Here is a 14,685-nt window from a genome sequence, read left to right as displayed (position 1 = left end):
CGAACCTTTCACGCCGATCGCATACGAAATTCTTACCGGTGCGACTGTTTCCGGTGACTCGGGAAAGGATAATTCCGCTGTGGCCCGGCGGAGCCCGCCCGGCGTTATGAGAAACCCGACGAAAGAGGACGCTGAATGCGCGTGCTGTTGTCCACATACGGGACACGTGGCGACGTCGAGCCGCTGGTGGCACTCGCGGTGCGGCTACGGGAGCTCGGCGCCGAGGTGAGGATGTGTACCCCGCCGGACGAGGAGTTCGCGGCGCGGCTCGCGGGCGTCGGAGTGGGGCTCGTGCCGGTCGGGCCGCCGGTCAAGGAGATGATGCGCGGCAAGACCCTGCCCTCGGCGGCGGACCTGGCCCGCTACCGCGACGAGCTGGTCGAGACGCAGTTCGGCGCCTTCCCCGCGGCGTTCGACGGCTGCGACGTGGTGCTGGCGGCCGGTCTGGGACAGGTCGCCGCGCGGTCCGTGGCCGAGTCCCTGGGCATCCCCTACCTCTACGTCAGCTACGCGGCGGTCCACCTGCCGTCGCCGCACCACGCGCCGCCGCCCCGGCCGGGCTGGCCGGAGCCCGAGGCCGCCGGCAACGCGGCCCGGTGGGAGTTCGACGCCCGCAACGTCGACGCGCAGTTCGGCGCGGCGCTGGCCAGGCACCGGGCGGCGCTCGGCCTGCCTGCGGTGGACAACGTGCGCGACCACATCATCACCGACCACCCGTGGCTCGCGGCCGACCCGGTCCTGGGCCCGTGGCAGGAAACCCCTGGCCTGGACGTCGTGCAGACCGGCGCGTGGACCCTGCCGGACGACCGCCCCCTCCCGGCCGACCTGACGAGGTTCCTGGACGCGGGCGACCCGCCGGTCTACGTGGGCTTCGGCAGCATGTCCCCGGCCGAGGGCGTCGGCGCCATGGCCGTCGAGGCGATCCGCGCCCAGGGGCACCGGGTCCTCGTGTCCCGGGGCTGGGCGGACCTCGACCTCCTCGACGACGGGGACGACTGCTTCGCCGTCGGCGAGGCCAACCACCAGAACCTGTTCCCCCGGGTGGCCGCCGTGGTCCACCACGGAGGCGCGGGCACGACGCTGACGGCGGCCCGCGCGGGCGCGCCGCAGGTCGTCGTCCCCCTCCAGCTGTCGGACAACCCGTACTGGGCGGGCCGGGTGGCGGCGCTGGACCTCGGCGCGGCCCTCGACGCGCGGGAGACGACCGCCGAGACCCTGGGCGTCGCGCTCAAGACCGCCCTGTCGCCCGAGACCCGCGAGCGCGCGCGGTCCCTGGCGGGCCGGCTCCGCACCGACGGGGCGGAGGTGGCGGCACGCAGGCTGACCGGCGAGCTGCGGTGACGCCGTCGAGGTGATCACCAAACGGCGTTCCGCCGCCGAATTCCTGTGGTGCTGGTCACAGTTGACCGCCTAATCCGAGCGCATTTAGCATCAACGCGAATGGGCCGCCGCGCGGGCGGCCGAATAAAAGAAACCCCCCAAAATCTTCACCCCGCGTACACTTCGCGCACCCTTCAGGAATTCACCCAGATCGCGCCTCGACCGCGACTCACCTATTCCGGACATCACTCCGGCGCTGCCGGAAATGTTTCCGCCGCGTTTTCTTCTTGTGAAGGGTAATCCGTGTCCTTGTCCCGAATCCCAGCCGGCGCTCCCTCCGGCGAAGAGACCGAATTCGCGCCCCTGTCCCTGGCGCAGGAGCGCCTGTGGGTCATGGCGCGCATGGACGGAGACGCCGGCGCCGCCTACAACGAGCCGATGCCCTTCGACATCCGGGGACCACTGGACCGCGACCTCCTCACCGAGGCGCTGCGCCTGCTCGCGGCCCGGCACGAGGCCCTGCGCACCCGGCTCGTCCCCACCGAGGGAACGGCCCTCCAGGTCGTCGACCCGCCGGACACGGGATTCCCGGTGACCTTCGAGGACCTGACGGGAGCACCGGACCAGGCCGAACGGCTCACCCGCCTGCGGACGGAGGCGGAGGGAGCCCCCTTCCGCCTGGGCGAGGAACCCATGGCACGCGGCTGCCTGATCGCGCTCCAGCCGGACCACCACGTCCTGATCCTGACGGCACACCACCTCGTCTTCGACGGCTGGTCCCGCTCCCTGCTGCTGAAAGAGCTGGGCCTGCTGTACTCCGCGCTCCAGCGCGGCCAGGAGGTCTCGCTGCCCGAACTGACCTGGCAGTACAGCGACTACACGCGCTGGCAGTGGGAGTGGATGGCGGGGGACGAACCCCGCGCGCAGGCCGACTACTGGACCGCCGCACTTGCCGGCGCCCCCGCCGCGCTCCCCCTGCCCACCGACCGGCCCCGCCCGCCCGAGCAGGACTTCCGCGGCGCCCGGGTGCCCGTGACCGTCGACGAGGACCTGACGCGGGCCCTGCGCGCCCTGGCCGAGGACAACGATGTCTCCCTGTACGCGACCGTCCTCACCGGCTGGTCCGTGCTGCTGGCCCTGCTCTCCGGCCAGGAGGACATCGTTGTCGGCGCCCCCACCGCCAACCGCCGGCGCGGCGACGTCGAGGGCCTGATCGGCTTCTTCGTCAACACCGTCGCCCTGCGCGCCGACCTCTCCGGCTCACCCAGCGTCACCGACGCCCTGAAACAGGTGAACCAGCGGATCCGCGACGCCCTGAAACACGTCGACCTGCCCTTCGAACGCGTCGTCGAACTCGTCAACCCGCCCCGCAGCCCCGCCTGCACCGTCCTGTTCCAGACCATGGTCGCCTGGGTCCCCTCCATGCGGCGGGAACTCGAACTGCCGGGCCTGACGGTCGAACCCAGGACCGACGCCGCCCACGTCCCCGCGAAGTTCGACCTGGTCCTGGCCCTGGCCGACGAAGGCCGACAGCTCACCGGCGAGATCGACTACGCCGTGGCCCTCTTCGACCGGACGACCGTCGAACGCTACCGGCGCCAGTTCCTGCGCGTCCTGCGCCTGATGACCGAACGCCCCGACGCCCAGATCACCGACCTGACCCTGCTCGACGAGGACGAACAGCGGGCCCTGCTCGCCGACTTCAGCACCGGACCCGCCGTGACCGGACCGGCGCCGGCCGGCGTCCTGGAGCGGTTCGCCGCGCAGGTCCGCGAACGGCCGGGGCAGTGCGCGCTGGTGGCCGGCGACACCGCACTCGACTACGCGACCCTCGACCGCCGGTCCAACCGCCTCGCCCACGCGCTCATCGCCCGCGGCGCCGGCCCCGACCGCGTCGTGGGCCTGCACACCGGACGCACCGCCGAACTCGTCGTCGGCGTCCTCGGGATCCTCAAGGCTGGGGCCGCCTATCTGCCCCTCGACCCCGGCCAGCCCCCGGAACGGCTCACCGCCATGGTGGACGACGCCACACCCGTCCTCGTCCTGAGCGACCAGGAGTCAGGGTGGGAACACCTGGCGAAGGTGGAGGCGGAAGGCACATGCGAGGAGGCGCCAGCCCTCGACGCGGACCCGGCCCGGCTCGCCTACGTCATCTACACCTCGGGATCCACCGGCCGCCCCAAGGGCGTCGCGGTGACGCACGGCAGCGTCGTCAACCTCCTCGACCACTGGCGCGACCTCATGGGAGACGCCCCCGGCGAGGCGTCCTCGGCCTGGTCCAGCATCGGCTTCGACGCGTCGGTGCACGAACTCCTCGTCCCCCTCACCACCGGCGCCGTCCTCCACCTCGTCCCCGACGAACTGCGCGGCGACCCCCGGGAACTGCTGGACTGGATGCGCGAACGCAAGGTCACCCAGGCGTTCCTGCCCCCCTCCTACGTCCTGTGGATCGGCGAGGACCCGGCCGCGCGGCTCGCCGGATCCAGCCTGCGCCAGCTCCTCACCGGAGTGGAGTCCCTGCCCGAGAACACCCTGCACCGCATGCGCGAACTCCTGCCCGGCCTGCGCATCTGCTTCGGCTACGGCCCGACCGAGGCCACCCTCTACTCCACCGCCTACACCGACCCCCAGCCGTATGACCGGCCCTGCCCCATCGGACGGCCCCTGCGCGGCACCCGCCTCTACCTGCTCGACGACCGCATGCGCCCGGTCCCCGTCGGCGTCCCCGGCGAGGTCTACCTCGGCGGCGCCAGCCTGGCCCGCGGCTACCTGAACCGCCCCGACCTCACCGACGAACTCTTCGTGCCCGACCCCTTCGTCCCCGGCGAACGCCTCTACCGCACCGGCGACCTGGCGCGCTGGCTGCCGGACGGCAACGCCGAGTACGCCGGACGCCGCGACGACCAGCTCAAACTGCGCGGCTTCCGGATCGAACCCGGCGAGGTCGAGGCGGCGCTGCTGGCGCTCCCCGGAGTGCGGGAAGCCGTCGTCCTGGCCGACCGCGACGCACCCGGCGGCCCCCGCCTGGTCGCCGGCGTCGGCTGCGACACCGGGGCCACGCGGATGCCGTACGAGTGGCGCGCGGACCTGGCGGACCGCCTGCCGGACTACATGATCCCCGCCGTCGTCGTCGAGTTCCCGCGACTGCCGCTCAACCGCAGCGGCAAGGCAGACCGGACCGAGGTGCTGCGCGCCGCGTCCACGGCCCTCGCGGGACGGGTCAACGCGGCCGCGCCCCGCGACCACGCGGAGATGGCGCTGTACCGGATCTGGCGCGAGGTGCTGCTGCACCCGGCCATCGGCATCGGCGACAACTTCTTCGACCTGGGCGGCACCTCGATATCGGCGATCAAGATGGCCTCCGCCGTCGAACGGGAACTCGGCGTCACCCTGCCGGTCCGCGACGTCCTGCTGCACCCCACCATCGAAGCGCTCGCCGAACGGGTGCGCGGCCACGGCGGCGAGGCCACGCGGCCCAGCAGCCTGGTCGAGTTCCGCGCGGGCGCCGGCCGGCAGCGCGTGGTCTGCGTGCACCCCGCCGGCGGCACCGCCTTCTGCTACCTGCCCCTGTCCGCCGAACTCGCCGACGACATCGGCGTGGTGGGCCTCCAGGCACCCGGCATCAACCCCGGCGAGTCCACCCTGCCCGGCGTCGAGGCGATGGCCGAGGAGTACCTGCGGCTCGTCGCCCCCCGCCCCGACGAGGCCCTGGTCCTGTGCGGGCTCTCCTACGGCGGCCTCGTCGCCCACGAGATGGGCCGCCGGCTGGCCGAGGCCGGCCACGAGAAGGTCAGCGTCGTCCTCCTCGACACCCACGGCGCCCAGGACGACGGACAGCGCGCCGCGCTCGCACCGGTCGGCATGGACGAGTTCCGGGACAAGCTGGTCCGCTTCAACGGCATGTACCCGGGCATCGACGACGACCAGGTGGCCCGCTACCTGAACGTCTACAACCACCACCGCGAGACGGCCCGCGACTACGCCGTCCCCGTCTCGCCCGCCCGCGTCGTCCTGATGCAGGCGACGGCCGTGGAGGACCCGGACGCAGCCGGCGGCCTGCGGGAGTTCTGGCAGCGGCGGGCCGGCGGCGGGTTCGCCGTCGAGCCGGTCGCCTGCGGCCACTGGGACATGCTGGAGAGCGCCGAACTGCCCCGCGTCGCCGCCGTCCTCACCGCCGAACTGCACCGGATGACCACCGCACCCAGCACCGCACCTTCAGGCACGTCGGAGGCACGATGACACCGCGCGGCGAGACGTCCCCCACCGACGTGGCCGGGATCGCCCTTGAGATTCACCGCCGAGCCCTGCGGACACCGCGCGCCGAGGCGGTCGTCGACGGCGAAGTCGGCCTCGACTACGGGACGTTGAACGCGGCGGCCGACGCCGTCGCCCGGGAGCTGGAGCGGCACGGCGTCGGCGCGGGGCAGGCCGTGGCGGTGGCGCTGCCGAGGTCGTGGCGGCTGGTCTGCGTGATGCTGGGCATCCTCCGGCTGGGCGCGCGAGTCGTGCCGCTCGACACGCAGAGCCCCGCTGAGCGCCGGCACTTCATCCTGCGGGACTCCGACGCCGTCGCCCTGGTGCACGAGACGGCCGAGAGCGCCGCCGAACTCCCGCAGGACGTACGGACGTTCGCGGTGCACGCCCTGCTGCCCGGCCTTCCGGACGCGGCTGCCGCCGTGGCGGCCCCGTCCGCGCCCGGCGAGGTGTCCTTCCTCTTCTACACCTCCGGAACTACGGGACAGCCCAAGGGAGTCGAGGTCCGCGACGCCGGCATCAGACGGCTCGCCCGACCCGGCTACCTACGCCTCGACCCCGGCCAGCGCTTCGGCTGCCTCGCCAACCCGGCGTTCGACGCGCTGAGTTTCGACGTCTGGGTACCCCTGCTGACCGGCGGCTGCTGCGTGATCCTGAACGACACCGACGTGCAGACCCCCGAACGGCTCGCCGAGGCCCTGAAGCGGGGCCGCGTGCACACCTTCTTCATGACAGCGTCGCTGTTCAACGCGATGGTCACGGCCGTCCCGGACTGCTTCGCCGAGGCCGGACAGGTACTGGTGGGCGGCGAACAGCTCAACCCCCAGGTGATCCGCCGCTGGTACCGGAACAACGCCGGCAGCGGCGCCCGGCTGTTCAACGGGTACGGGCCGACCGAGTCGACCACGTTCGCCCTGAGCCATCCGATCCCGCCGGACTTCGACGGCGACGTGGTGCCGATCGGCCGCCCCCTGCCGCAGAGCGGCGCGGTCGTCGTCGTCCCCGGCGAGGAACGGGTCGCCGCGCCCGGTGAGACCGGCGAACTGCTGCTGAGCGGCGCCGGGTTGGCCGCCGGCTACCGCAACCTCCCCGAGGAGACCGAGCGGCGCTTCGTACGCCTGCCGTGGCTCGACGGCGGCGCGGAGCGGTACTACCGCACCGGCGACCTCGCACGGGCCGACCGCGAGGGCCTGGTGGAGTACGTCGGGCGCATCGACCGGCAGGTCAAGGTCCGCGGCTTCCGGATCGAGCCCGGCGAAGTGGAGTTGCGGGTCCTCACGCACCCCGCGGTCGAGCGGGCCCACGTGTGCGCGCGCCGCGCGGGCGAGGAGGGGCCCAACGAGCTGCTGGCGTTCGTCGTCCTCCAACAGGACGTGTCCTACGAGGAGTTCGACCGCCACCTGACCGACCGCCTGCCCGCCTACATGCGCCCCCATCACATCCACCGCGTGGCCGAACTGCCGCTGAACGCCAACGGCAAGGTCGACCAGGCCGCCCTGCTGCGCCAGGCCGGCCGGCCCTGGCGCCCCATCGCCTCCGACACCGGCGCACCGGCCGCGACGGAGACCGAACGCCAGGTCGTCGCCCTGGCCGAGGAAATCCTCGACACCACCGGCCTCGGACCAGGAGACCGCTGGATCGCCAGCGGCGGCGACTCCCTGAAGGCGCTGCGGTTCTGCTTCGCCGCCCGGCAGCGCTGGGGCCGCGAGCTGACCCAGGCCGCCGTCCTGCACGGCGACCTGGCCGCCGTCGCCCGGTCCCTCACCACCGACGGCCCCGGCCCGGACAGCGCCGCCCCCGTGGTCTCCGGAGCCCGCACGGCACCCGCCACCAGCGAACAGCAGCGGCTGTGGCTGCTCCAGCGCCGCACCCCGGACTCGCGGGCCTACTCCGTCAACCAGGTCTTCGACGTGGACGGCCCCGTCGACACCGCCGCCCTGCGACAGGCCCTGCGCGCCCTGGTGACACGCCACGAGGCGCTACGGACGGGCTTCGGCCTCGGACCGGACGGCCTGGAACAGAACGTCGGCGAGCCCTACGACCCGTGGCACGAGCCGGGCGACTCCCGGCGGACCTGGGACGAGGAGGACGCGCACGCCTTCGCCGACACCTTCTTCGCCGAACCCTTCGACCTCGCCGTCCCCCGCATGCTCCGCGCCTGCTGGCTGCCGCGTGAGGGCGGCGGCACGCTCCTGCTGCACCTGCACCACATCGCCGTGGACGGCTGGTCGGTGAGCGTCCTGCTGCGCGACCTGTCCGCCGCCTACGCGGGGAGCGGCCTCCACGAGGCGCCCGCGCCGACCCCGCTGGACTTCGCCGTCTGGCAGAACGACCGGTTCGCGAGCGCGGCCTACCAGACGCAGCGCGCTGAACTCCTCGCGTTCTACCAGGGATTGACGGAGCCTCAGGAACCGCTGACCGCCCAGGACATGGACGCGGCACCCCGGGCGCGTCTGCTGCACACCTCGCTCGACGCCGCTCGGCGCGACCAAGTGGACCGGCTGTGCGCCGAGTTCGGGCTGACCCGGTTCCAGATCCTGCTGAACGTGTTCTCCTGGTGCCTGTACGGCGTGACCGGCCTGGTGCGCCCGCGTATCGCCGCCCCGGTCGCGGGCCGTCCGGTGCGCGAGTTCGAGAACAGCGTCGGCATGATGGCCAACACCGTGCTGCTGCCGCTGACCGTCGCACCCGGTGAGGATCTGCGCGCGCACCTCGCCCGCACCGGCACGGGGCAGGTCCTGGAACGCCAGGACGTGGCGCTCATGGACGTCCTGACCGGCTGGGAGGCCGTCGGCGACGGCACGCCGTTCGACTTCCTGTTCGTCCTGGAGAACACCGACTTCGGGGCGCTGCGGCTGCCCGGCTGCGCCGCCCGCCCCCTGTGGTGGGCGCCGGCGGAGGCCAAGTGCCCGATGACGGTCTCCGTGGTCGAGCACGCGGACGGGCTGGACGTGCTGTGGGAGTACGACGAGGACCGGTTCACCGGTGCGGACGTCCAGGCGATGGCGGCGCTGCTGCGGCAGGGCGTGGACGCGCTCGCGGCCGGTGGCGAGCGCACCGCGCGTGAACTCGTCACGCCCTACCGGCAGTCCCTCCCGGAACACGGACGAGGCCCCGCCCCGCGGCCCGGCTTCACCACGGTCGCCGAAGGCTTCGCCCGCCAGGTCGCCCGCACCCCGGACGCCCCCGCCGTCGTCACGGCCGACGGCGCCGCCCTCAGCTACGCGGCCCTCGACGCCCGCGCCGCCGCCCTCGCCGCCGAACTGGCCGGCCGCTACCCGGTCCCGGCCGACGACACCCCCTGCCGGGCGGCCCTGTACCTGGACCCCTCGGTCGAACACGTGACGGCGCTGCTGGCGCTGGCACGGCTGAACGTCACCGCCGTCCCCCTCGACCCCTCCTACCCGGCCGACGTGCTGCGCCGGGTCCTGGAACAGACCGACCCGCTGTGCGTCCTGACCACACGGGACAGCGCACCGGCGCTTCAGGCGTTGCTCCCGGACGGGGTGGTGCGCCACCTCGTCGACGCGCGCACGGATGACCCGCGCACGGACGACTCGCGCACGGCCGGCACTCCGGCGCACGAGGGAGCCCGCCCCCTCTACACGCTGTTCACCTCGGGCTCCACCGGCGTCCCCAAGGGCGTGCAGATCCACGACCGGACCCTGTGCGACCTGATCGGGTGGCAGTCCGGCCCCGGCGGTCTGACCGCCCCGGCCGCGACCCAGCAGTTCTCGAAGCTGGCGTTCGACGTCTCCTTCCAGGAGATCTTCGGGACCCTGTGCACCGGCGGCAGCCTCCACCTCGTCCGCCCCGAGTGGCGTCAGGACGCCCCCGCGCTCCTGGACCGGCTGGAGGCCACCGGCGCCGAGCGGATCTTCATGCCCTACGTGGCCCTGAACCTGCTCGCCGAGTACGCGGTCCGGCTGAACCGGTATCCCTCCCGGCTGCGTGAAGTGGTCACCGCGGGCGAGCAGTTGGTGTGCACCGACAGCATCCGCCGCTGGTTCGCCGGGCTGCCCGGCGCGCGGCTGTTCAACCACTACGGGCCGACCGAGACCCATGTGGTCAGCGCCCTGTGCCTGGAGGGCGACCCCGCACGGTGGCCCGAGCGCCCCGCCATCGGACGCCCGGTGGCAGGCGCCGACCTGCGGGTGGTGGACGCCCAGGGCGACCCGGTGCCGGCCGGACGCACCGGCGAGCTGCTGATCGGCGGGACCATGACCACCCGCTGCTACCTCGGCGACCCCGCGCTGAACGACTCCCGGTTCACCGAACTCCCCGGCGCCGGGCTGTTCTACCGCAGCGGCGACCGGGCGTACTTCGACCGTGCGGGCCTGCTGCACTACGCGGGCCGCGACGACCAGCAGATCAAACTGAGCGGCCACCGGCTCGAACTCGGCTCCGTCGAGGCGGCCCTGCTGCGCCACCCCGCCGTGGTCAACGCCGCCGTCACCGCCGACGGCGACCGGCTGACGGCGGGCCTGGAGATCCGTGGCGAGACACCGTCCGCCGACGACCTGAACGCGCACCTGTCCGCCCTGCTGCCCACCTACGTACGGGTGGACCGCTTCCGCGAACTGGAGAGGCTTCCCCGCACCCCCAGCGGCAAGCTGGACCGGCAGGCGGTCGTGCGGGCACCCGGCGAGGAGATACGCCGCTCGGCGACCGCCCGCACGGGCCTGACCCCCGAGGAGGAACGCCTCACCGCCGCCTTCGAGGAGGTCACCGGCGCGCCGATCGCCCCGGACCAGACGTTCTTCGAGGCGGGCGCCTCCAGCCTCACCCTGATGCGCTTCCACCTGCGCTGCACCACGGCACTCGGCCTGCGCTTCAACGTCGCCGACCTGTTCGAGCACGTCACCGTCCGCTCCCTGGCCCGCCACCTCACCACCCCGCAGCCATCAGCCCCGCCCACCGCGCACGACGTCGAGACCCCCGACCCCGGCGAGCCCATCGCGGTCGTCGGCATGGCCGTACGGCTGCCCGGCGCCCCGGACCTGGCCGCCTTCTGGGACCTGGTGGTCTCCGGCGGCACCGGAATCCGGCCCGTCGACGCGCCCGAGGGAGTCGTCGGCGTGCACAGCACCCTCGACGGCATGCTCGCCTTCGACCCGGGCCACTTCGGCATCAGCCCCCAGGAAGCACGCCTGATGGACCCCCAGCAGCGCCACCTGCTGATGGCCGCCGTGCAGGCCCTGGCACACGCCGGAGTCGCGGACACCTCGGCCACCCGCGTGGGCCTGGTGGCCGGCGCGGGGGAGAACACCTACTTCCAGTCCCTGCTGCGCGAGGCGGACCCCGACCGGCTGCCCGACGGCTTCCAGCTCGCCCTGCACCACGAGAAGGACTTCCTGGCCACCAAGGCGGCCTACCACCTCGGCCTCACCGGCCCCGTCCTCAGCGCCCAGACGGCCTGCTCCAGCTCCCTGGTCGCCGTGCACCTCGCCGCCGGCCTGCTCCGGCAGGGCGAGGCCGACGTGATGCTCGCCGCCGGCGTCCTCGTCGACCCCACACTGACCGGCGGCTACCGCTACCGCCCCCAGCACATCTTCTCGGCGGACGGCGACTGCCGGCCCTTCAGCGACGACGCCACCGGCACGGTCGGCGCGAGCGGCGTCGGCGTCGTCGTCCTCAAGACGCTGCGGCAAGCCCGCCGCGACGGCGACACCGTCCACGCGATCGTCACCGGCTCGGCGATCAACAACGACGGCGCGGCGAAGATGAGTTACACCGCGCCGTCCCTGGCCGGACAGCGGGAGGTGATCCGCAGCGCCCTGTCCCGGGCCGGCCGCACCGGCGCCGACCTCGGCTACGTGGAGGCCCACGGCACCGGCACCCGGCTGGGCGACCCGATCGAGGTGGCGGCGCTGCGGCAGGCGTTCGACGTGGACGAGTCCGGCCGCTGCGCCCTCAGCTCCGTCAAGAGCCAGCTCGGCCACCTGGGCGCCGCCGCCGGTGTGGTCGGCCTCGTGCGCGCGGTCCTCGCCGTGCGCCACGGAGTGCTCCCGCCCACCCTCAACTTCCGTGCCTTCAACCCCGAGATCGGCCCCGACCCCACCCCCTTCCACGTCCCGGCGAAGGCCACGCCCTGGCCCGAGGGACGCGCCCGGGTCGCCGCCGTCAGCAGCTTCGGGATCGGCGGCACCAACGCCCACGTCGTCGTGGAACAGGACACCGCGCCCGCCCCTGCGACGGCCCCCGAGATCCCCGGCTGCCTCGTCCTGTCGGCCTCCAGCACGGACGCCCTCACCGCCGACGCCGCCCGGATCGCCGACTACCTCGACCAGCACCCGGAGCGCCACGCGTCGGTGCTGCGCCACCTCCAGGCCGGACTGCCCGCCCGCCGCCTGCGGATCGCGGCCCCGGTGACGGACGCCGCCGATGCCGTGCGCGTGCTCCGAGCCGTGGCCGCGGGCGAGGTCCCGCCCGGCATCGCCGACCCGGACGCCGCAGTGGTCCACGCGACCGGCCGCACGGCCCGCGAACTCGCCGAGGACTGGACCGCCGGACACCCCGTCGACTGGGGGACGGGCGCCGCCCCGGCGCCCTGGGACTTCCCGCCCCCGTCGTTCTCCCTCGCGGAGTACGACTTCGAGCGACGGCCCCAGGAATCGGCCGCGCCCCGGCGGCTGCCCCCGGAGAACTGGCTGCACCAGCCGCACTGGGTCCGCCTGCGCCGCGCCACCGTCGCGGACCCCGCCGGACCGGCCGGCCGCGCGTCCGCCGTGGTCGTCGTCGCCCCCGAGAACACCCCGTCGGCAGCGCTCGCCCCCTTCGAGGCGGTCGCGCCACGGGTGATCCGGGTCCACCCGGCCGACGCCTTCGCCCGCAGGGGACCGGACGCCTACGACGTGGACCCCGCCGACCCGGCGTCCCTGAGCAAGCTCCTCGACGCGCTGCCTGAAAAGGCTCTCGCTGACACGGAGTGGGTGCACGCCCTGCCCCTAGGCGTGACCGGTCCTGTCGGCGCCGACGCCCTGGCCCACGCCCGGCACACCTGCCTGGACAGCACGGCGGCCCTGGCGCAGGCGCTGGCCGGGCGGACCGGCTCGCCCCGTGTGTGGTGGCTCTCCTACGGCGCTCAGTCCGTGAATGGATCGGTGCAACGCCCCGAACTGGCGCTCCTGGCCGGGCCGGTCGAGGTCGCCCCGCAGGAGTCCGCCCTGCACGGCCACTGGCTCGACCTCCCCGACGGCGACCTCACCCGCTGGGCCGGACACGTGGCCTCGGCCGTCGCCGCGAGCCACGAGGCCGGGCCGCCCCTGCCGCGCCGGCTCGCGCTGCGGCAGGGCTATTGGTGGCGGCCGGGCACCACCCCCGTACCGGAACCGGACGGCACCCGGCCCTCCGTGCCGGCCGGGGCGGACACCGTCCACCTGGTGCTCGGCGGCACGGGCGGCATCGGCCGCGCCGTCGCGGCCTGGCTGCTCGAACACACCCGGGGCCGGGTCCTGCTGCTGTCGAGGAACCCGCGCCTGCCCGAGGAGCTGACCGGCTGGGCCCACCGCGTCGGCCTCGTCCCGGCGGACCTCGCGACCATGACCGCGCACGAGGTCGCGGCGGCCGTCGCCGAGCACACGGCACGGCTGGACGGCGTCGTCCACGCGGCCGGTCTCGGACACGGCGGGCTGCTCGTCCGGCGTGACGCCGGCGCGGCGCGCGAGGCCGCCGCGGTCCGCGAGCGGGGCGCACTCGTCGTCGAGCACCTGATCGGGGCCCACCGCCCGGAGTACGCGGTGTACTGCTCGTCGATGTCCGCCCTGCTCGGCGGGGTCGGCCAGAGCGACTACGCGGCCGGTGCGGGTCTCCTCGACGGCTTCGCCCACCACCGGGCCGACGAGAGCGAGACGACCGTCCGGATCGGCGTCGACTGGGACATCTGGAGCGAGACCGGCATGGCGACCCGGGCCCTGGGCGGCGACAGCCGCCACCAGGCGCACCTCGCGGTCGGCCTGAGCGTCGAGGAGGGCAAGACGGTCTTCGCGCGGGCCCTGGCCCTGAAACTGCCCCAACTCCTCGTCTCCACCACCGACCTCGACGCCTCCCGGGCCTTCTACAGCCCCGCCGGCGCCCCGGAACCCGGGCCGGCCCGCGAAGCCGTCGGTGCCACCGGGGAGCGGGCGGAATCCCTGGCCCGGGTGATCCGCGACCTGCTCGGCGTGGCCGAACTCGACCCCGAGGACTCCCTCTACGACCTGGGCGCCGACTCGCTGACCCTGATCAGCCTCCTCGCCCAGATCGAGGACGACCACGGCGTCGAGATCGACCTCACCTCCCTGAGCCACCGCGTCAGCCTCACGGAGGTCCTGAAACACGTCGAGGCGGCCCTCACCGCCGCCGAGCCCACCCCCGAGGCACCCGCCCACGTCGTCCTCGACGTCTGGCAGGAGGGCACCGGCCCGGCCGTCCTGTGCCTGGTGCACCCCGTCGGCGGGGACATCCAGGCGTACCGCCCCTTGGTGGCGGCGCTCGGTCCGGCGCCGACCGTGTGCCTCATCGCCGACCCGGCACTCCGTGACAGCGGGGCGCCCGTCTGGTCGCTGACCGAACGGGCCCGGCAGTACGACGCCGCGCTGCGGGAGCGCTTCGGCGGCCCGGATCACCGGCTCCACCTGGCCGGATGGTCCTACGGCGCCCGGGTGGCGATGGAGATGGCGGGCCTCGCCGAGGAGGCCGGCCGGCCACCGGCGGCCCTCCACCTGCTGGACCCGCCGCCGCCCCGGGCGAAGGAACTGGTCGCCGCCTACGACGAGGCGCACCTGGAGAAGGTGTTCGCCGCCGAACTCGGCGCCTCCTCGTCGCCGGCCGGGCACGCCCAGGCGTACGCCGAGCGGCTGGCCCGCTGCTGCCGCGCGAACCTGCGCAGCCTCGGCGAGCACCGGGTACGGCCCCTGGCCGCCGTCCCCACGCGTCTGTGGCTGGCCGAGCACCGCAGTGCGGACATCCCCGCCCGCGTCGCCCTGCACGAACAGGACCGGCAGTGGAGTGACTGCCTGCCCCCGTCCGCCGTCATCGGCCACCTGCCCACGGACCACTACGGCGTCGTCGCGGCACCCCACGTCGACACGGTGGCCGAGGCCATCAGGGCGCACCTGTAGATCCCCATCC

3 protein-coding genes are annotated in these 14,685 nt (G+C 74.0%); all 3 read left to right on the top strand.

The annotated features are described in order from the left end of the window. The first annotated feature begins 135 nt into the window (after positions 1 to 135). The 3 genes from IAG44_RS03180 (at position 136) to IAG44_RS03170 (ending at position 14,675) form a co-directional block, all read left to right on the top strand. A complete protein-coding gene (locus IAG44_RS03180) occupies positions 136 to 1,341 on the top strand; it encodes a glycosyltransferase (protein WP_187745611.1) in 1,206 nt (401 codons plus the stop codon). 282 nt (positions 1,342 to 1,623) lie between these two features. Further along, positions 1,624 to 5,559, top strand: a complete 3,936-nt coding sequence (locus IAG44_RS03175; protein WP_281404268.1) for a non-ribosomal peptide synthetase — start codon at positions 1,624 to 1,626, stop codon at positions 5,557 to 5,559. Beyond that, a complete protein-coding gene (locus tag IAG44_RS03170; RefSeq protein ID WP_187745609.1) occupies positions 5,556 to 14,675 on the top strand; it encodes a non-ribosomal peptide synthetase in 9,120 nt (3,039 codons plus the stop codon). The genes IAG44_RS03175 and IAG44_RS03170 overlap by 4 nt, the downstream gene beginning before the upstream one ends. Positions 14,676 to 14,685 lie beyond the last annotated feature (10 nt).

Source organism: Streptomyces roseirectus (assembly GCF_014489635.1).
Lineage (GTDB): Bacteria > Actinomycetota > Actinomycetes > Streptomycetales > Streptomycetaceae > Streptomyces > Streptomyces roseirectus.
The sequence above is the reverse complement of the archived record's forward strand: the minus strand, read 5'-3'. Positions and strand labels throughout refer to the sequence as shown.